This window comes from Pseudomonas sp. LBUM1663, assembly GCF_059695905.1.
In genome coordinates, this window is the sequence record NZ_CP166792.1 from 218,623 (window position 1) to 238,726 (window position 20,104).

The window sequence follows — 20,104 nt, forward strand, 5'->3', positions numbered from 1 at the left end:
GGAAATGTTCCCCCTGTCACGAAGGAAGTTGCCTGTGTCGAGGGCGCTTTTGTGGCGAGGGAGCTTGCTCCCGCTGGGCTGCGAAGCGGCCCCAAGCCATTCAAAGAGGTGAGTCAGGTCAGATCAACCCGGTCTATAGATCTTGCGATTGCTGCGCAATCGAGCGGGAGCAAGCTCCCTCGCCACAAAAGCTCTACAACCTTGACCGTGTTCAGCGCTTATTGAGCCCCCGCGCCAACCGATCACCGCCGAGCTGGATAATCGCCACCAACACCACCAGCAGCACAATCACCGTCAGCATGATCTGGCTATCAAACCGCTGATACCCATACCGATATGCAATGTCCCCCAACCCGCCCGCGCCAATCGCACCGGCCATGGCCGACGAGTTGATCATGGTCACCAGCGTGATGGTGAAACCGCCGACAATCCCCGGCAGCGCCTCGGGCAACAACACATGCCAGACGATGTGCCAGCGCCGGCAGCCCATCGCTTGCGCCGCTTCGATCAAGCCGTGGTCCACCTCGCGCAAACTGACTTCTGCAATGCGCGCAAAGAACGGCGTGGCCGCAATCGTCAGCGGCACTACGGCGGCCCAGACACCGTATGTGGTGCCGACGATCAACCGGGTAAACGGAATCAGCGCCACCATCAGAATCAGGAACGGAATCGAGCGGAACAGGTTCACGAAGGCGCCCAGTACGCGGTTCAGCGCCGGCGCTTCGTAGATGCCGCCCTTGGAACTGGTGACCAGAATCACCGCCAGCGGAATGCCCGCCATTAGCGCAATCAGCGACGACACGCCCACCATCAGAAACGTGTCGATGAAGCCTTGCAGCAAGCGATCAAACCACATAACCGAGCACCTCCACCTGTTGCGCCCAGTGGCCGGCGCGCTGACGCAATTCTTCAGCGTCGAGCGACGAACCGGTCACCGCCAGCAGCAATTGCCCCAGCGCGTGGCCCTGAATGCGTTCCACGCCACCTTGCAGCAACCTCACACGACCACCGAGGGCGCTGAACAGTGCTGCCAGGTCCGGTTCGTCCGTCGCGCTGCCGGTGAAGCGCAAACGTAACAAAACCGCTGCGTCCGAGGACTGAGGTTGTGGGCGCAAACGGCTTTGCAGTTCTTCCGGAAGCGCATGTTGCAGCGGCGCGAGCAAGGTCTTGCTGACCTCATGCCGCGGGTTGCCGAACACTTCCCAGACCGGCCCTTGCTCGACGATTTTTCCGTGTTCGAGCACCACCACCCGATCGCAGATATCGCGGATCACCGCCATCTCGTGGGTGATCAGCACGATGGTCAAACCCAGCCGCTGATTGATCTCGCGCAGCAGGCCGAGGATCGATTGCGTGGTCTCCGGGTCCAGCGCCGAAGTGGCTTCGTCGCACAGCAGGATTTCCGGGTCATGCACCAGGGCGCGGGCGATACCGACGCGCTGTTTCTGTCCGCCGGACAGCTGCGCCGGATAGGCCTTGTGCTTGCCTTGCAGGCCGACCAGTTCCAGCAGTTCGCGGACTTTCTGTTCGCGTTTTTCCTTGGGCACGCCGGCGACTTTCAGCGGCAACTCGACGTTCTGCCAAACGGTCTTGGCCGACATCAGGTTGAAGTGCTGGAAGATCATGCCGATCCGTCGGCGTAGCGCGACCAGGCGGTCTTCATCGAACTCGCCGATGTCCACTTGATCAATCAGCACCCGGCCGCTGCTCGGTTGTTCGAGACGGTTGATGGTGCGGATCAGCGACGACTTGCCGGCGCCGCTGCGACCGATGATGCCAAACACCTCACCGCGCTGGATCGCCAGATCGATGCCGTGCAACGCCGCCACCGGACCCTGCTGGCCGGTGTAGGTTTTGCCCAGACCGATGAAGCGCACGTGAGCGCGGTTCAGGTCAGGGTGCAGTTCGGTCTGTTCGGCTTTATGTGGCTCTGGAATATCCAGTCGCCGTTGGATCGCAGCCGTCATCCTCAGCTTTCCCAACCGGCTTGATAGAGTTTGCCGTGGGCCTTGTCCAGCGCCGCACGAACGGCCGGCGAATGCTGGTAGATATCGACAAACTTGATCAGGCGCGGGTCGGTTTTGCTTTTCGGCTGGATCACGAACTGGATCACGTATTCCTTGTGATCGAGGCCATCAAACAGCAACGCCGAACCGGCATCGAAGGTCTTCGACAACCGGATGTAGGCCGGGTAGCCCTGCACCAGATCGGCGTCGTCATAGGCACGCACCAGTTGCACGGCTTCAACCTGGAGGATTTTGATTTTCTTCGGGTTGGCGATGATGTCTTCTTCGGTGGCCTTGTAGCCGACGCCCGGTTTGAGGGTAATCAGGCCAGCCTTGGCCAGCAGTTGCAGGCCGCGACCGCTGTTGATCGGGTCGTTGGCAATGGCGACGCTGGCGCCTTGCGGCAACTCGTCAAAACTTTTGTATTTTTTCGAGTAGAGGCCGACGTTGTTGATGATCCCCGGCGCGAACGGCACCAGGTCAAAACCGGCGGCGGCTTTGGCGTTTTCGAGGAACGGGACGTGCTGGAAGTAATTCACGTCGATGTCGCCGGCCGCGAGGCTGACGTTGGGGGCGATCCAGTCGCTGAACTCCACGAGGTCGACTTGCAGGCCTTGTTTTTTGGCTTCCTCGACGGCGGCTTCCAGCGGGATGGCGAAGGCGGCGGTGGTGCCGACTTTCAGCGGCGCGTCGGCGGCGAAGGTGACAGAGCTGAAGAGGCCGAGGGCCAGGGCCAGTGCTTTGACTGGGTGGGAGAGGGAATTCTTTTTCATGAGGTTTTTTCCAGTCAGGGCATAATTTTGGAGTGTTTGTCAGGGCCTCATCGCCAGCAAGCCGGCTCCTACAGGGGAATGCGTTGTCCTTGTAGGAGCCGGCTTGCTGGCGATGCTTTTAGCGGCGAAACGCCGAGCCCGTATGTTGCTCAGGCAAATACGCCTCGCCGTGAAACAGCTTTTCCCGCAGGCTGCCGTCGTCATAAGCGGTCTTGTACGACCCACGCCGCTGCAACTCAGGAATCACCAGCTCAATGAAATCCACATAGCTTTCCGGCGTGACAATCCGTGTCAGGTTGAAGCCATCGAGCCCGGTTTCGGCGATCCACGATTCGAGTTCGTCCGCCACTTGCTCAGGCGAACCGACCACCGTGATGTAGCGGCCGCCGAGGGCGTGTTGCTCGAGCAATTTGCGCCGGGTCCAGTCGTTGTTCTGCAGGTTTTTGGTCGCTGACTGGATGGCGTTGCTCTTCACGTACTGGATCGGTTCGTCGATCTCGTACTCGGAGAAGTCGATCCCGGTCGACGCCGAAAAATGCGCGACACCGGCCTCGGCGCTGGCGTAGCTCAGGTACTCGGCGTGCTTGGCCCAGGCCATTTCTTCAGTGGCGCCGACGATCACGTTCAAGCCCATGAACACCTTGATGTCTTCGGGATTGCGCCCGGCTTCAACAGCGCTGGCGCGAACCTTGTCCACCTGAACTTTGGTCGACGGTTTGTTCTGCCCGCTGATGAACACGCACTCGGCGTGACGCCCGGCGAACAGCAAACCGCGATCGGAACTGCCGGCCTGGAACAGCACCGGCGTGCGCTGCGGCGACGGCTCGCAGAGGTGATAACCCTCGACCTGATAGAACTCGCCCTTGTGCTCGACCTTGTGCACTTTTTCCGGTTGGGCGTAGATCCGCTGGTGCGGGTCATTCAGCACCGCGCCGTTTTCCCAGCTGCCTTCCCAGAGTTTGTAGAGCACTTCGAGGTATTCATCGGCCTGGTCGTAACGGCGGTCATGTTCCACCTGTTCGCTCAGGCCCATGGCTTTGGCGGCGCTGTCGAGGTAGCCGGTGACGATGTTCCAGCCGACCCGGCCGCGACTCAGGTGATCGAGCGTCGACATGCGGCGGGCGAACAGGTACGGCGGTTCGTAAGTCAGGTTGGCGGTGAGGCCGAAGCCGAGGTTTTTTGTCACCGCCGCCATGGCTGAAACCAGCAGCAGCGGGTCGTTGACCGGTAGCTGGATCGACTCTTTCAGCGGCACGTCGACCGAGTTCTGGTAGACGTCGTAAACCCCGACGATATCGGCGATGAACAGGCCGTCGAACAACCCGCGCTCCAGCAACTGCGCCAGTTCGGTCCAGTATTCAATGGTTTTGTACTGGGTGGAGGTGTCCCGTGGATGCGTCCACAGGCCGTGGTTGATGTGCCCGATGCAGTTCATGTTGAACGCGTTGAGCAGGATCTTCTTTTTCGCCTCGGCCATCAGAGGGTCCCTCGCAGCGGAGGGTTTTCATCGTTGAGGTAGTAGTTGCCGACGGCGTGATACTTCCAGCGCACCGGGTCGTGCAGCGTGTGCACCCGGGCGTTGCGCCAGTGGCGATCGAGGCCGTGTTCGATCAGCGTCGCCTGGCTGCCGGCCAGTTCAAACAACGTGCTGCCGGCGGCGAGGGAGATTTCGGTGCTAATGGCGCGGGCTTCGGCAACGGCAATCGAGGCGGCGGCGACGGTCTCGGCGTTGGTGTTGGCCTGGGCCTTGTCGAGGAATTCGCCGGAGCGTTCCAGCAAGGCTTCGGCGGCGTGCAGGCGAATGCTCAGGTGGCCGAAACTCTTGATGGTCAGCGGGTCATCAGTGGCTTTTTCATGGGTGGCGTCGATCCACGGCCGAGTTTTGGTGCGCACGAAGTGCAGGGCATCTTCATAGGCGGCGCGGGCGATGCCGGTGTCGATGGCAGCGTGAAGAATCTGTGCCAGCGGGCCAACGGTGGTCGGGCGCTCGAACGCACTTTGAAACGGGATGACGTCTTCGGCGGCGACGTAGACGTCTTCGAACACCACCGAACCGCTGCCGGTGGTGCGCTGGCCGAAACCGCTCCAGTCGTCGATGACGGTCAGGCCTTTGCTGTTGTGGGGGACGAACGCCAGTTGCTGCACGCCGTTTTCATCCACCACCGACGTCGGAATGCGTTGCGCGTAGATCGCGCCGGTCGCGTAGAACTTGCGACCGTTAATGCGATAACCGTCACCGTCGCGGGTCAGGCTGGTGACGCGGTCGTGGGCGGTTTTGGTGCCCAGTTCCGCCAAGGCATTGCCGAAGCGCTGGCCGGCGAGCACTTCGGCGTACAGGCGTTGTTTCTGCTCTTCGCTGCCGTTCACGCGCAGCACTTCGAGGGCGTAGAAATGGTTCTGCGGGATCTGTCCAAGCGAGCCGTCAGCCTGGGCAATCAGTGCGATCACTTTGGCCAGGGTGACGTTGGAAACGCCCGCGCCGCCGTACTCCTTGGGCACGCTGATGCCCCAAAGACCTGAGCGGGAAAACACTTCCAGCTCCGGGTGCGGCAGGCGACGTTCGCGGTCGCGCAGGGCGCTGTCGCGTTTGAAATCTTCGGCCAGATCGGTAGCGATGATCAGGGCTTGCTCATCGCTGGTTATGACCGCGACGTGGTGAGAAAGAGTCATGTGTTTCTCCAGAGATCTGGTCAAAAGTGTTCTGGTCGTTAGATCCAGGAGTGGCGAGCGGGCAGCGTGCCGTTGAGGTGGTAAGTGCCGACGGCGTGATACTTCCAGCGCACCGGGTCGTGCAACGTGTGCACGCGGGCGTTACGCCAGTGGCGGTCGAGGTTGAACTCGGCAAGGGTCGCGCGGCTGCCGGCCAGTTCGAAGAGCTTTTCGCTGGCGAGCAGCGAGATCTCGGTGGTCAGCACTTTGGCTTCGGCCACGGCGATCGAGGCACGCGCGGCGGACTCGACAGTGAGTGGCGCAGCGTTGACCTGATCGAGCACTTGTCCGGCCTTGCGCAGCAGCGCTTCGGCGGCGTGCAGTTCGATTTTCAACTTGCCGATATCGGCGATGACGTAGAGGTCATCGCTGGCCCGTTCGACCTTGGCGTCGATCCACGGCCGGGCACGGGTTTTCACGAATTCGATGGCGTCGTCGATGGCACCGCGGGCGATGCCCGCGTCGATGGCGGCTTGAATCAATTGCGACACGGCACCCTGGATGTTCGGGCTGTCGTTGATCTTCCAGTTGTCCACCACCAGCTCGGCGTCGACCCGCACGTTGTTGAGCAAAATGGTTCCGCTGGCGGTGGTGCGCTGACCGAAGCCCGACCAGTCATCCACGATGCGCAGGCCCGGTGTGCCGCGACGGACGAAGGCCAGCACTTGCTTGCCGTCGTCGTTCAGCGCCTTGACCGCCACCCAATGGGCGAACAGTGCGCCGGTGGAGTAAAACTTCTGCCCGCTGATGACAAAACCATCCCCGTCTGCGGTGATCCGCGCTTTGAGTTCCAGGGTGTTTTTGGTGCCGCGTTCCGGCCCGGCATTGCCGATGCGCCAGCCTTCGAGCACGCTTTTGAACAGCTGTTTTTTCTGCGCCTCGGTGGCGCTGCCGAGTACCAGGTTCAGAATGCCGAACTGGTTCTGCGGGATCTGTCCCAGTGCCGGGTCTGCCGCGGAAATGATCGCGAAAACTTCGGCCAGGGTGACGAACGAAACTTGTGGGCCACCGTACTCGCGCGGGATGGCAATGCTGCCCAATCCGCTGCGTGTGAACTGTTCGATTTCCGACCATGGCAACTTGCGCTGCCGGTCACGTTTGGCCGCTTGCAGGCGGGCGACTTGCGCCAGCTCATGGGCGGCCTTGATGGCTTGTGCGTCGTTGCGCAAGACCTGCGCGGGCAACAACAGGGGGGCGATGTCCAGATCACTCTGAACGATTGCATCTGCCAGACTGGACATCAGTGCCGCTCCTTGGCTGCACGCAATGCCCTGGCGATCTGCACTGGGGTGATTGTGTTCCGGACCATACCTACCTCACATCTCATGGGTCGCCGCGATGGTTGCGGCGAAATAAAAACAAGAATGTCCGGTGGTCCGGTGCATATACCGTAAGCGCGTATAAAAATTAAATAAACTAACTTTTAGGAATATGCATAGAAGGGTGTCAGCGCCCACTGTTTGTGGAACAACACTTGCCTTGTAGCAGCTGCCGAGCTTGCGAGGCTGCGTTCGGCTGCGAAGCAGTCGCAAAACCAGCCAACTCGGTATTTCATAGGACCGCGTGCTCAGTTTTAACGACTGCTGCGCAGCCGAACGCAGCCTCGCAGGCTCGGCAGCTGCTACAGGGGATCTCAGGGTTTGCGCGTTTCGGCGGCTTTCAATTCTTCTTTGAACGGCACTTTAAGATAGGGATTGGCGCAACCGATCTTGAGCCTGCGCGGCGGTGCCCAGCCGGAGTTGTTGCCCACCCGATCGAGGATGCAATAAGTCACCTCCAGCCGAAGGTCTTCGCCGGCTTCGAGAATGATCGCCGGCGGCACCCAGACCTGAACGGGCTGGCCCACCTCATCGGCTTTGAGCTGCGGCAGGTCCATGCGCACATCACCCCAGCGCAGGGTGATTTCATCGTCGACGGCCATGTTCAGGTAAGGCTCGATGGTCAACGGTACGCCGCGCTTTATCTGGTTCGGATTGACCCCCTGACGGCGAATGGTTTCGGGGATGCCCACCGGTGCCAGGTACTCGTTTTCGTGACCGCACAGCGTGAGTGGCTGACCACCCGGGCAATCGAGCTTGATCTGTACCCGCGTGGCGAGCGACAGCGCCGGCCCTTGTCCGACCTGCATGACGCGGTAGTGAATGCAGGAGGAGCCATTGGCGATAAAGCTTTGCGGCACACGCAGGCTGACGACTTCGCCGACATCATCGGCCGTGAGGACGCGGGAAGCGACGTAGCAGTTGTCCCAGAACAATTCGATCAGGTCGCCTTCGTCCATGCCGGGGTAGGGCGCCACATCGATCAGCAGATGGGCCGCCGAAGTGACATTGATGCCAGTCTTGTGGGATTGCGCCAGGGTAGGGGCCGCAAGTCCGGATTTATTCGAGGTGCTTGTCATGGGTTTCTCCTTGAAGCCTTGCAGCGAAGTCCGTTTCTGAAAACTCAAAAGGCGTGTATTACCGAGCAACAAAGTTGTTCACTATTTGCAAGTTTCAATAATGGTTTGGAACGGTGGTTGACGCCTGCTGGAGACTAGATAAGAGTGCGCTTGAATAGGTGTCAATAGAGCTGGCTAGTTAAGTAGTGTATTTAGTGCTATTCAGAAAAGTCCTACACCTTGAAGTTAATAAGCCGCATCGCTCCGTCGAATTTCGCCGCGTATTTGTCGATTTTCAAGGGTGGGTGGCGGCGACCGTGTGCTCATCGAGGGCACTGGATTTGGCGGATTTTAGGCGCGTTGAATCTGTTGCAGGACATATATATGTACCACATGCAGTTGTAAAAACTGATCTATTGTTCGAATGAACGAAAAGAGAGTGTCGAACGATGTGGGGGGTGGGGAAGTTGTCACTTCCATCCATGGAAGTTAACAAGTAGTGAAGCGATATTAATGGTGGGCGTTATTCAGGAACTTGCTGAGGAACTGTTTAGTCCGTTCTTCTTTCGGGTTGGCAAACAACGCCTTGGCTTCGCCTTGCTCGACGATCACACCCTTGTCGAAAAACACCACACGGTTGGCCACGTCCCGGGCAAAGCCCATTTCGTGGGTGACGATCACCATGGTGCGCTTCTCTTCGGCCAGGCTGCGGATGGTCGCCAGCACTTCACCCACCAGCTCCGGATCGAGCGCCGAGGTGGGTTCATCGAACAGGATCACTTCCGGCTCCATCGCCAGCGCACGGGCAATCGCCACACGCTGTTGCTGACCACCGGAAAGGCGTCGCGGGTAAGCGTCTTCCTTGCCCGCCAGGCCAACCCTGGCCAACAGCTTTTTACCCAGGGCAACGGCGTCGGCGTGCGGGATCTTCTTCACGATGATCGGGCCTTCGATGACGTTTTCCAGAGCGGTGCGATGGGGGAACAAGTTGAAGTTCTGAAACACGAATCCGACATGCTGACGCAAGCGCCGCACCAGGTTCTGCTGCTGATTCAACGGGCGGCTGCCATCGATCTCGATGTCACCGACCTTGATCCGGCCGCTGGTGGGTTCTTCCAGGAAATTCAGGCAGCGCAGGAACGTGGTTTTACCCGAACCGCTCGGCCCGATGATCGCGACGACCTCACCTTCCTTCACTTGCAGATCGATGCCGTTGAGCACGACTTGACCCTTGAACTGCTTTGTCAGTTTTTCCACGACAATCATTGGGTCAGGACTCCTGGTCGTGCCGATTGACCCGCTCTTCCAACTTGTTCTGCAGGTGCGAGAGCACCGTGGCCAGAATCCAGTAGATCAGCGCGGCGGCAAGGTACATGGTGAACACTTCGAAGGTGCGTGCTGTGATCAGCTGCGCCTGGCGGAACAGCTCCGGTACCTGGATGGTGGCGGCCAGCGCGGTGTCCTTGACCAGCGAAATGAAGCTGTTGCCCAGCGGCGGCAATGCGGTGCGCATCGCTTGCGGGATGATGGCCCGGCGCAGGGTCTGCGCACGGGTCATGCCGATGCTGGCGGCAGCTTCCCACTGACCGCGCTCGATGGAGCTGATCGCGGAACGCAGGATTTCACAGGCGTAAGCGGCCATGTTCAGCGAGAAGCCGATCAGGGCCGCCGGCAGCGGATCGAGTTCCATGCCCAATTGCGGCAAGCCGTAATAGATCACGAACAGTTGCACCAGCAACGGCGTGCCGCGAAAGAACGACACGTAGATGCGGGCGATCCAGCTCACCAGCTTGAAGCGCGACAGGCGCATCAGTGCCAGGCCGAAGCCCAGCATGAGGCCGAAGAACATCCCGCCCAGGCTCAAGATGACCGTGTAGTAGGCCCCCTTGAGCAGGAAAGGCAGGGAGTCCAGTGCAAGTTGGAAAGCTTCTTCCATTATTGAGTGACGTCAGCGCTGAAGTATTTTTCCGAAAGCTTTTTCAGCGTACCGTCGGCACGCAGCTTGTCGATGGCTTTGTTCACCGCAGCCAGCAGCTCAGGCTCGCCTTTGCGCAGGGCAATACCGGCTTCCTGGCGGGAGAACGCTTCGCCGGCGGCGGTGGTGTCCTTGGCTTTCTTGGCGTATTCCAGTGCGGCGAGGCGGTCGATCAGAATGGCGTCAATGCGGCCGACGCGCAGGTCTTGGAACTTGGTCGGATCATCGTCATAGGTCTTGATGATGGCTTTAGGCTGATTGTCTTTGAGCCATTGCTCGTAGTTGGTGCCCAGGCCTACGCCGACTTTCTTGCCGGCCAGATCGGCGGCAGTCTTGATGTTCAGCTCCGCAGCCTTCTTGGTCAGCACCAGCGCCTGAATCCCGGAAACGGTGTACGGCTCGGAGAAGTCATACTTCTTCTTGCGCTCTTCGGAGATAGTCACCTGGTTGATCACTGCGTCCAGACGCTTGGATTCCAGCGCCGCGAGGATGCCGTCCCATTTGGTCGGTTGCAGTTTGACCTTCACGCCCAGTTCTTTGGCCAGGGCTTCGGAGAACTCGACTTCGAAACCGGCCAGTTTGCCGTCGGCGTCGACGAAGCTGAACGGTGGGTAGGTGCCTTCCAGACCGACGTTGATCACGCCTGCGTCCTTGATTTTTTGCAGCTGCTCACCGGCAACCGCTTGCCCCAGCAGACCGGCGCTCAGCGCCAGGCCCAGCGAACCGACCAGCAGATTTCGACGTAGTGCGGAAAAATTCATGACAAGCCCCTGTGTTTTCTTATGAAGACGCTTTTAGGAATGTTGGCAAAATCGGGATTTGGACGACTGCAATATCCTGCCCTAAAGCAGCGTATGCGTCTCGCTGCAAATTCGCCTGCGGCGTGACTATATGATGGCGCTTTTAGATAGGAAAATAATAAATATTATGTTTGTTATTGCTTAATTGCATATGCGATTCACACAATCCCCTGTGGCGAGGGAGCTTGCTCCCGTTCGACTGCGCAGCAGTCGCAAACGCAGTCTCCGCGTACAACTGAGAAACCGTGGTGCAGGTCTTGGGGGCGCTGCGCACCCCAGCGGGAGCAAGCTCCCTCGCCACAGGAAGACTTCAACTGGTCAGCGAATCTTTATAGGCAAACAACGCCGGCGCACCGCCCGTGTGCAGGAAGATGATCGGGCCGTCGTTAAAGCGCTGACGACCGATGCCATCAAGCAACCCGGCCATGGCTTTACCGGTGTAAACCGGATCCAGCAACAACCCTTCCTGACTCGCCACCAGCTTTACCGCCGCCAACGTCCCGGCATTCGGCTCGCCATAACGCGGGCCGAAATATTCGTCCCACAGTTCGATCTTGAAACTCGCCGGCAGGCTCACGCCCAGCAACTCGGCAGTGCGCTCGGCCAGGCCCTGGACTTTCGGCCGCTGATCCTCATCGCTGCGGGAAACCGTGACACCAATCACTGGCAAATCCGGCAGTGCTTCACTCAGTGCCAACGCCAGACCACTGTGGGTCCCGGCACTGCCCGAGGCCAGGACCACGGCAGCGAATTGCAGGCCGGTGTCCTTGATCTGCTCGGCCAGTTCCAGCCCGGCGCGCACATAACCCAAAGCGCCCAGCGCATTGGAGCCACCAATAGGCACTAGATAAGGCTTCTTGCCGTTGTTGCGCAGACGGTCGGCCAGGGCTTGCAGTTGCTCGTCGGCGTTGTCGAGGTTTTCCACCAGTTCGACCTTCGCATCGAACAGGTCGAGCAGCAGCCGATTGCCGTTGCCCAGGTAGTTGGCGTCGTCGGTGCCCAACGGGTTTTCCAGCAGCGCGACGCAGCTCAGGCCAAGCTTGGCTGCAATGGCGGCGGTCTGGCGCACGTGGTTGGACTGGAGCGCACCGGCGGTGATCAATGTGTCGGCGCCTTGGGCCAACGCATCGGCCGCCAGGTATTCGAGTTTGCGCAGCTTGTTGCCGCCCATGGCCAGCGGTGTCAGGTCATCGCGTTTGACGTACACATCACGGCCGAGCCAGGTCGACAGCCGTTCGAGTTTTTCAAGTGCGGTAGGGTGGCCGAGGAGGTCGAGGCGGTTAAAGCGGGCAAGCTGTTGTTTGATCATGGGTCCGTACTGGCCAAGGGAGATGTCAGGACTATAGGCACGCCTATATGCATGGGCAACCGCCAATCGCTTATATCCAAACGTGCGGAACACAGCACAATTGGTTCTTAATTCGGCTTCCAGACCTTGCCGTAAAGTAATCGCCGACAACGCGGCCAGACAGTCCGGCCGCCCGTGAGGAGTTTTTACCGTGAGCGAGCGTTCCAGCCATTGGCAATTGCAGACCATCGTCAGTCAACTGCGTACTGCGCGTGACCAGTGGCGCGCACAATACGGCCGCGCCAGCGGCGAGCAGGGCGGTCGCGAGTTGCCTTCCCGTGCCGCCATGGCGGAGATACTTGAAGCGCTGTGCGGTGCCCTGTTTCCGATGCGTCTGGGGCCGGTGGATTTGCGTGAGGAGAGTGAAGACTTCTACGTCGGCCACACCCTGGACGTCGCGTTGAATGCGTTGCTGGCGCAGGCGCGACTCGAACTGCGTTACGCCGCTCGCCACAGCGCCGAGGCCGACACCGAAGTCGAGGCCAAGACCATTGCGATCATTCAGGATTTCGCCCTCGCGTTGCCGGGGCTGCGCAGCTTGCTGGACACCGATGTGCTGGCGGCTTATCACGGTGACCCGGCAGCTCGTAGCGTCGATGAAGTGCTGCTGTGCTATCCCGGGATTCTGGCGGTGATCCACCATCGCCTGGCGCACCATTTGTACCGCGCGGGGCTGCCGCTGCTGGCACGGATCAGCGCAGAAATCGCCCACTCGGCCACCGGTATCGACATCCATCCGGGCGCACAGATCGGTCGCAGCTTCTTCATCGATCACGGGACGGGTGTGGTGATCGGCGAGACGGCGATCATTGGTGAGCGTGTGCGGATTTATCAGGCGGTGACCCTGGGCGCCAAGCGCTTCCCGTCGGATGAGGACGGCCAGTTGCAGAAGGGCCATCCGCGGCATCCGATCGTTGAGGATGATGTGGTGATCTATGCCGGCGCGACGATTTTGGGGCGGATCACCATTGGCAAGGGCTCGACCATTGGCGGCAACGTCTGGCTGACCCGTAGCGTGCCGCCGGGGTGCAACCTGACGCAGGCGAATTTGCAGCATGATGATGGGACGCAGAAGTAAGCCCCGGAATTTTCGCTGACTGAACCGGCCTCATCGCGAGCAGGCTCGCTCCCACAGGTATTGTGTCGAACGACAATTTTATGACCGACACAAAACTTGTGGGAGCGAGCCTGCTCGCGATTGGATTTCAAGGCGAACGCAAATACTGGCATTTAACTAATTTCCCGCTGAACGAATCCTCCCGATCCCCCGTCATACCCATCCTTGAGCTAGCGTAAAGGCACAAGATTTTGTGGCGAGGGAGCTTGCTCCCGCTCGGGTGCGAAGCAGCCGTAATTTTGCAAAAAACCGGGTGCCGCTGCGCGGCACAACGGGAGCAAGCTCCCTCGCCACAGGGTACCGCCGAGCCTTGCGATTAGTCCTTAGCAGCCTATTCATGTTTAACTTGAACGCTCATTCAAGTTAAACCGCCGGTTTGCTGCCCGTTCACAACAGGAGGCTTGCCTTGCCGAGTCCGTTACTGATTGCCCTGTTTCACCCCCTCGAGGTGCGCCTTTCATGAGTGCATCGTCCGTCCCTCCAAGCGGCCAGGTCCGCATGAATCCGCCGGTATTTTATTTCGCGGCGACCTTCATTCTGCTGTTCGGCATTGTCGTCATTGCCATGCCTGAACAGGCCGGCGCCTGGCTGCTGGAAGCGCAAAACTGGGCGGCCAATACGGTCGGCTGGTATTACATGCTCGCGATGACGCTGTATCTGGTCTTCGTGGTGGTCACCGCCTTATCTGGCTACGGCAAGATCAAGCTCGGTGCCGACCACGACGAGCCCGAATTCAGTTACCTGTCTTGGGCCGGCATGCTGTTCGCCGCCGGGATCAGCATCACGCTGTTCTTCTTTTGCGTGTCCGAACCGCTGACCCACTTGGCGCAACCGCCGCAAGGCGAGGCCGGCACGGCGGATGCGGCGCGTCAGGCGATGCAGATTCTGTTTCTGCACTGGGGCCTGCACGGCTGGGGCGTGTTCGCCTTTGTCGGTATGGCGCTGGCCTACTTCGCCTACCGCCACAACCTGCCGCTGGCCTTGCGCTCGGCGCTCTATCCGCTGATCGGCAAACGCATCAACGGCCCGATCGGATACGCCGTGGACGGCTTCGGCATCATCGCCACCGTGTTCGGCCTTGGCGCCGACATGGGCTTTGGCGTGTTGCACCTCAACTCGGGCCTGGACTACCTGTTCGGCATCGCTCACACCCAGTGGATCCAGGTCGGCCTGATCACGTTGATGATGGGCGCGGCGATCATCGTCGCGGTGTCCGGCGTCGATAAAGGCGTGCGTGTGATGTCTGACATCAACATGCTGCTGGCTTGTGCGCTGCTGCTGTTCGTGCTGTTCGCCGGTCCTACCCAGCACTTGCTCAACACCCTGATCCAGAACATCGGCGACTACCTCGGCGCCTTGCCGATGAAGAGTTTCGACCTGTACGCCTACGACAAACCCAGCGACTGGCTGGGTGGCTGGACCGTGTTCTATTGGGCCTGGTGGATCGCGTGGTCGCCGTTCGTGGGCCTGTTCATCGCCCGGATTTCCCGTGGCCGGACCATCCGCGAATTCGTCTTCGGCGTGTTGCTGATTCCGCTCGGTTTCACCCTGGCGTGGATGTCGATTTTCGGCAACAGCGCTATCGACCAGGTGCTCAACCATGGCATGAGCGCGCTTGGCATGTCGGCCATCGATAACCCGTCGATGACCCTCTACCTGCTGCTGGAAACCTACCCGTGGAGCAAAACCGTGATCGCGGTGACGGTATTCATCAGTTTCGTGTTCTTCGTCACCTCGGCCGATTCCGGCACCGTGGTGCTGTCGACGCTCTCCGCCAAGGGCGGCAACCCGGATGAAGACGGGCCGAAATGGCTGCGGGTGTTCTGGGGCGCGATGACGGCGCTGGTGACCAGTGCGCTGCTGTTCTCCGGCAGCATCGATGCGCTGAAATCAGCGGTGGTGCTGACCTCGTTGCCGTTCTCGATGATCTTGCTGCTGATGATGTGGGGGCTGCACAAGGCGTTCTATCTGGAGTCGCAGAAGCAGATCGCGCAGTTGCATTCCCTGGCGCCGGTGTCCGGCTCGCGGCGGGGCGGCTGGCGTCAACGCTTGACCCAGGCCGTGCATTTCCCGTCTCGCGATGAGGTCTATCGCTTCCTCGACACGACGGTGCGCCCCGCGATCGAAGAAGTCTCGGCAGTGTTCGTCGAGAAAGGGTTGAACGTGGTCACTCAGCCAGACCCGACCAATGACAACGTCAGCCTGGAAATCGGTCACGGCGAGGAGCATCCGTTTATCTATCAAGTGCAGATGCGCGGCTACTTCACGCCATCGTTTGCCCGTGGCGGCATGGGTTCCAAGGAACTCAACAACCGTCGTTACTACCGGGCCGAAGTGCATTTGAGCGAGGGCAGTCAAGACTACGATCTGGTGGGTTACACCAAGGAGCAGATCATCAACGACATCCTCGATCAGTACGAACGGCATTTGCAGTTCTTGCATCTGGTGCGTTGATCGTCGGGACGGTGCTGTTCATGCTTCGGTGCTCAGCACCATGAACAGCACGAGCGCCGCCACCGGCACACCGAACACGGCGCTGCCGACGACCAGTTCCGAGCTCAACGGCTGGCCGGCATTGACCATGCCGACTGCGCCGTTGATCAGCGTCAGGGCCAGCCACAGCACCACAAAACTGTAGGCCAGGGTCTGGCGGCTGAAGCCGATTTTCTCGCCGATGAACAGCATCAGTGCCAGCAGGATCAGGCCGAAGGTGATGATGATCGTGGTGTGCATGATGCGTGTCCTCCCTTGAGATGTGTTCTGCCCTCAAGACCGCCTTCGCGGGCAAGCCTCGCTCCTACAGATTGCGCGCACCCCCTATAGGAGCGAGGCTTGCCCGCGAAGGCGTCTGGCCTGCCTGCAAACCAGCTTAAACCAATCCACCATTAGCCCGCAGAATCTGTCCATTGACCCAGGCCGAATCCGGCCCAACCAGAAACGACACCACGCGAGCAATGTCCTCCGGCTGACCCAGACGCTCCAGCGGAGGCATCTTGGCGAAGGCCTGGATCTGCTCTTCGCTCTTGCCGTGCAAAAACAATTCGGTCGCCACTGGCCCGGGGGCTACTGCGTTGACGGTGATGTTGCGCCCGCGCATTTCCTTGGCGAACACCTGAGTCAGGGATTCCACGGCCGCTTTGCTGGCGATGTACACCGCGTAACCCGGTAGATTCATGCCGACCGTGCTGCTGGAGAAATTGACGATCCGCCCGCCGTTATTCAAACGCGTGGCCGCTTCGCGCAGGGTGTTGAAGGTGCCGCGCGCATGGATGTTGAAGGTCTGGTCGAACAGTTCGTCCGTGTGTTGCGCCAGCGGCATCACTTTGAGAATGCCGGCGTTATTGATCAGCACATCGACCTTGCCCAACTGTGTCTCGGTCTCGTCGAACATCCGGCGCACGTCATCGGCATTCGCTACGTCGGCCTTGACCGCTATGGCTTGATGGCCGGCCTGGCGCAATTCAACAACCAGCTTTGAGGCTTCGGTGGCGCTGCTGGCGTAGTTGATGGCGACGGCGAAACCTTCGCTGGCCAGTTGTCTGGCGATCACCGCGCCGATGCCGCGGGAGGCGCCGGTCACGATGGCAACTTTCTGAGTAGTCATGGCGTTGATTCCTGATGAGGTGGTTGTTCGGTGTGAAGCCAGATTCACATGTTTACTCAGGCCGATAAATGCACGAGAGTTGCCTTGACTGTTCAATAATCGCCAACAATCGAGCTTCAGGAGCAACGTCGTGGATCAAGTCAAAGCGATGAAGGTCTTCGTGCGGATCTATGAGCGCAGCAGCTTCACGCTGGCCGCCGAAGACCTGAACCTGCCGCGTGCGACGTTGACTCACACCTTGAACCAGTTCGAAGCGTGGCTGGGTACGCGTTTACTGGAGCGCAGCACGCGCAAAGTGCGCCCGACGCTGGACGGCGAGGCGTATTACCAGCGTTGTGTGCACTTGCTGGCAGAACTCGAAGAAGCCGAACTGGCGTTTCGCGGTTGCGCACCCAAAGGCCGTTTGCGCGTTGACTTGCATGGCACCCTGGCCAAGCATTTTGTGATCCCGGCATTGCCGCAATTCATGGAGCGTTACCCGGACATCGAGTTGTCCATCAGCGAGGCCGATCGTTTTGTCGACTTGATTGCCGAAGGCGTCGACTGCGTGCTGCGCGCCGGCACCTTGAGTGATTCGACACTGATCGGAAAACGCATCGCCAACCTGCGCCAGATCACCTGCGCCAGCCCCGCCTACCTGCGCAAATACGGCGAACCGAAAAGCCTGGAAGACCTGAAACACCACCGCGCGGTGAACTACGTCTCGCGCACCACCGCCAAGTTGTTCCCCTTCGAATTCATGGTCGATGGCGAGCTGAAAGAAGTCGCTATCGAAGGCGCGGTTTCCGTGTTCGGCGCGGAAATCTACGCGGCGTCGGCGATCGCCGGGCTCGGCCTGATCCAATGTCCGCATTACCGAATGGAAGCGCAGATTGCCCAAGGTCTTGTGCGAGAAGTCCTCATCGACACGCCACCCCCGCCGATGCCGGTGTCGGTGTTGTACCCCCACAACCGACACATGTCGCCACGGGTTCGGGTGTTTGTGGATTGGTTGGGGGAAGTGTTTGCCGGGGCTCGGTAGCCGCTGGTCCGGGGGCAAAATTGATCGTTCCCATGCTCCGCGTGGGAATGCCTCAACGGACGCTCCGCGTTCGGCTCTGGATGGGACGCGGAGCGTCCCGGGCTGCATTCCCACGCAGAGCGTGGGAACGATCATCTGTGAAACGTTTCAGCATTTTCTCGAGTCCGAGGTTTATCGGCGTTTGTCTGGGCGTATGCTGGGCAACTTGCGAAACAGTCGATACCAACTTCAAGACCGACAAGAGAGGATTCGATGACTTACACCGCTGCCGAAAACCGCTACGACTCTATCCCTTACCGCCGCGTAGGCCGCAGCGGTCTGGTGCTGCCGGCGCTGTCCCTGGGGCTGTGGCACAACTTCGGCGACAGCACGCCGATCGACACTCAGCGCTCGCTGTTGCGCACCGCCTTCGATCTGGGCATCAACCACTTCGACCTGGCCAACAACTATGGCCCGCCATATGGCAGCGCCGAGATCAACTTCGGTCGTTTGCTGCGTGAAGACTTCAAGCAGTATCGCGACGAGCTGATTATCTCGAGCAAGGCCGGTTGGGACATGTGGCCCGGTCCTTATGGCCAGGGCGGCGGTTCGCGCAAATACGTGCTGGCCAGCCTCGACCAGAGCCTGCAACGCCTGGGTCTGGATTACGTGGATATCTTTTATTCCCATCGCTTCGACCCGGACACGCCGCTGGAAGAAACTGCCAGTGCGCTGGCCACCGCTGTGCAGCAAGGCAAGGCGTTGTACATCGGTATCTCGTCGTACTCCGGGGTGAAAACCCGCGAGATGGCGGCGCTGTTGAAAGAGTGGAAAGTGCCGTTGCTGATTCACCAGCCGGCCTACAACCTGCTCAATCGCTGGATTGAAAAGGATTTGCTGGAGGTCACCGACGAACTCGGCACCGGCGTGATTGCGTTCACGCCATTGGCGCAGGGCTTGTTGACCGACAAATACCTCAATGGCATTCCGAAGGATGCGCGGGTTAACCGTCCGGGCGGTGGTTCGTTGCAGGAATCTCATCTGTCCGAAGCCAACATCGCCCATGTGCGTGGGCTCAACGAAATCGCCAAGCGTCGCGGTCAGAGCCTGGCGCAACTGGCGTTGGCATGGACGCTGCGCGATCCGCGCGTGACCTCGGCGCTGATCGGTGCGAGCCGGCCGGAGCAGATTATCGAGAACGTCGGAGCGTTGAAGAATTTGAGCTTCAGCGTGGAAGAGCTGGCGGAGATTGACCGGTTTGCCCAGGAAGGCGGGATCAATCTTTGGGAGAAGCCTTCGACGGCTGAATAGTGTTCGGCGCCGGGTCTTCCGGCGCCTGTTCCGGCTTCATCGCGAGCAGGCTCGCTCCCACAGGGTTTGTGCCAGACGCAAATCCATTGTGGGAGCGAGCCTGCTCGCGATGGGGCCAGAACAGGCGTAAAGAACTCAGGGCTCACCGAAAGAAAGGCACATCCCCCAACACCGTCGCTCGCTGCATCACCCGCCGCGCCGGCCGGTAATCATCCACGGCGTAATGCTGTGTCACACGGTTATCCCAGAACGCCACATCGTCTTTCTGCCAACGCCAGCGAATCGTAAATTCCGGCCGCGTTGCGTGAGCAAACAGAAACTTCAAAATCGCTTCGCTCTCGGCGTCAGACAGCTCATTGATCTTCGACGTGAAGCCTTCATTGACGAACAACGAGCGGCGCCCGCTCACCGGGTGTGTGCGGATCACCGGGTGTGACAGCGGCGGATTCTTTCTGCGTGCTTCTTCCCACTGGGCCAGGGCTTCAGGCGTGTTGCCATAACGTTCCAGGGGGAACGAGCGGGTGAAATCGTGAGTGGCCGTCAGGCCTTCGAGCAAACTTTTCATCGGCGCGGACAACGCTTCATACGCCGCAATGCCACTGGCCCACAGCGTGTCGCCACCAAATTCCGGCAGCAGCTTGGCGCTCAGCACCGCGCCCATGGCCGGGGTGGGCAGGAAGGTCACGTCGGTGTGCCAGATTGCGTTGTCGCGCACGTCGGTGACGGCGGTGTCGAGGATCAGCACTTCGGGCTGTTCCGGCACATTCGGGTAGATCGGATGGATGTGCAGATCGCCAAAATTCGCAGCGAATCGTGCCTGCTGCTGAGGCGTGATCGGCTGGTCGCGGAAGAACAATACTTGATGCTTGAGCAGGGCTTGCTCGATGGCATCGCGCTGTTCCTGATTCAGCGGTTGGCTCACGTCGATGCCGCTGATTTGCGCGCCGAGGGCCGAGCTTAGGGGGACGATGGTCAGGTTACTCATGGTCTTTCTCTTCAATCCGGGGTGCCGAGCTTTTTTGTGGGAGCGGGCTTGCTCGCGAATGCAGTGTTTCAGTGGAAGCAATGTTGTCTGACACACTGC

Annotated in this window: 18 protein-coding genes; 4 read left to right on the top strand and 14 right to left on the bottom strand. The window is 59.9% G+C overall.

What is annotated here, in order from left to right:
- Positions 1 to 211 precede the first annotated feature (211 nt).
- The 11 genes from ACA075_RS00995 to ACA075_RS01045 all read right to left on the bottom strand — a co-directional run bounded on the left by ACA075_RS00995 (position 212) and on the right by ACA075_RS01045 (position 11,949).
- A complete protein-coding gene (locus ACA075_RS00995) occupies positions 212 to 856 on the bottom strand; it encodes a methionine ABC transporter permease (RefSeq protein ID WP_497296928.1) in 645 nt (214 codons plus the stop codon).
- Positions 846 to 1,967 (bottom strand): methionine ABC transporter ATP-binding protein, encoded by a 1,122-nt coding sequence (locus ACA075_RS01000; protein ID WP_497296929.1) that lies wholly within the window; start codon positions 1,965 to 1,967, stop codon positions 846 to 848. The genes ACA075_RS00995 and ACA075_RS01000 overlap by 11 nt, the downstream gene beginning before the upstream one ends.
- Before the next feature lie 2 nt (positions 1,968 to 1,969).
- A complete protein-coding gene (locus tag ACA075_RS01005; RefSeq protein ID WP_219093198.1) occupies positions 1,970 to 2,779 on the bottom strand; it encodes a MetQ/NlpA family ABC transporter substrate-binding protein in 810 nt (269 codons plus the stop codon).
- Positions 2,780 to 2,897: 118 nt separating this feature from the next.
- On the bottom strand, positions 2,898 to 4,256 hold the full coding sequence (locus ACA075_RS01010; protein ID WP_497296930.1) for an LLM class flavin-dependent oxidoreductase: 1,359 nt from the start codon (positions 4,254 to 4,256) through the stop codon (positions 2,898 to 2,900).
- A complete protein-coding gene (locus tag ACA075_RS01015) occupies positions 4,256 to 5,449 on the bottom strand; it encodes an SfnB family sulfur acquisition oxidoreductase (RefSeq protein ID WP_497296931.1) in 1,194 nt (397 codons plus the stop codon). The genes ACA075_RS01010 and ACA075_RS01015 overlap by 1 nt, the downstream gene beginning before the upstream one ends.
- A 38-nt stretch (positions 5,450 to 5,487) precedes the next feature.
- On the bottom strand, positions 5,488 to 6,729 hold the full coding sequence (locus ACA075_RS01020; protein WP_497296932.1) for an SfnB family sulfur acquisition oxidoreductase: 1,242 nt from the start codon (positions 6,727 to 6,729) through the stop codon (positions 5,488 to 5,490).
- Positions 6,730 to 7,121: 392 nt separating this feature from the next.
- A complete protein-coding gene (locus tag ACA075_RS01025; protein ID WP_497296933.1) occupies positions 7,122 to 7,886 on the bottom strand; it encodes a hypothetical protein in 765 nt (254 codons plus the stop codon).
- A gap of 489 nt (positions 7,887 to 8,375) precedes the next feature.
- Entirely contained in the window at positions 8,376 to 9,131 is a 756-nt protein-coding gene (gene tcyN / locus ACA075_RS01030) for an L-cystine ABC transporter ATP-binding protein TcyN (protein WP_497296935.1), read from the bottom strand.
- A 4-nt stretch (positions 9,132 to 9,135) separates the two neighbouring features.
- The gene (tcyL, locus tag ACA075_RS01035) at positions 9,136 to 9,801 is read right to left on the bottom strand and encodes a cystine ABC transporter permease (RefSeq protein ID WP_010464804.1); all 666 of its coding nucleotides are present in this window, start codon (positions 9,799 to 9,801) and stop codon (positions 9,136 to 9,138) included.
- Positions 9,801 to 10,601, bottom strand: a complete 801-nt coding sequence (gene tcyJ, locus ACA075_RS01040; protein ID WP_219093208.1) for a cystine ABC transporter substrate-binding protein — start codon at positions 10,599 to 10,601, stop codon at positions 9,801 to 9,803. The genes tcyL and tcyJ overlap by 1 nt, the downstream gene beginning before the upstream one ends.
- 349 nt (positions 10,602 to 10,950) lie before the next feature.
- The gene (locus ACA075_RS01045; RefSeq protein WP_497296936.1) at positions 10,951 to 11,949 is read right to left on the bottom strand and encodes a D-cysteine desulfhydrase; all 999 of its coding nucleotides are present in this window, start codon (positions 11,947 to 11,949) and stop codon (positions 10,951 to 10,953) included.
- A gap of 190 nt (positions 11,950 to 12,139) precedes the next feature.
- On the opposite strand from ACA075_RS01045, the gene epsC reads away from it, so the two are divergent.
- Positions 12,140 to 13,066 carry a serine O-acetyltransferase EpsC gene (gene epsC, locus ACA075_RS01050; protein ID WP_497296937.1) on the top strand — a complete coding sequence of 309 codons (927 nt, stop codon included), beginning with the start codon at positions 12,140 to 12,142 and terminating at the stop codon, positions 13,064 to 13,066.
- 537 nt (positions 13,067 to 13,603) lie between these two features.
- Positions 13,604 to 15,559: a choline transporter BetT gene (gene betT / locus ACA075_RS01055; protein ID WP_497299182.1), complete on the top strand. Its 1,956-nt coding sequence runs from the start codon at positions 13,604 to 13,606 to the stop codon at positions 15,557 to 15,559.
- Between the two features lie 18 nt (positions 15,560 to 15,577).
- Here the strand turns inward: betT and ACA075_RS01060 are convergent, their stop codons facing one another.
- Positions 15,578 to 15,838, bottom strand: coding sequence for a hypothetical protein (locus ACA075_RS01060; protein WP_497296938.1), 261 nt, complete (start codon positions 15,836 to 15,838; stop codon positions 15,578 to 15,580).
- A gap of 136 nt (positions 15,839 to 15,974) precedes the next feature.
- Positions 15,975 to 16,709 carry an SDR family oxidoreductase gene (locus ACA075_RS01065; RefSeq protein WP_497296939.1) on the bottom strand — a complete coding sequence of 245 codons (735 nt, stop codon included), beginning with the start codon at positions 16,707 to 16,709 and terminating at the stop codon, positions 15,975 to 15,977.
- 130 nt (positions 16,710 to 16,839) lie between these two features.
- Between ACA075_RS01065 and ACA075_RS01070 the strand changes: the two genes are divergently transcribed.
- On the top strand, positions 16,840 to 17,730 hold the full coding sequence (locus ACA075_RS01070) for a LysR family transcriptional regulator (protein WP_497296940.1): 891 nt from the start codon (positions 16,840 to 16,842) through the stop codon (positions 17,728 to 17,730).
- A 252-nt stretch (positions 17,731 to 17,982) separates the two neighbouring features.
- Positions 17,983 to 19,020 (top strand): L-glyceraldehyde 3-phosphate reductase, encoded by a 1,038-nt coding sequence (gene mgrA / locus ACA075_RS01075; RefSeq protein ID WP_497296941.1) that lies wholly within the window; start codon positions 17,983 to 17,985, stop codon positions 19,018 to 19,020.
- Between the two features lie 142 nt (positions 19,021 to 19,162).
- On the opposite strand, the gene tauD is transcribed toward mgrA, so the two are convergent.
- A complete protein-coding gene (tauD, locus tag ACA075_RS01080) occupies positions 19,163 to 20,005 on the bottom strand; it encodes a taurine dioxygenase (protein ID WP_497296942.1) in 843 nt (280 codons plus the stop codon).
- Positions 20,006 to 20,104: the final 99 nt, after the last annotated feature.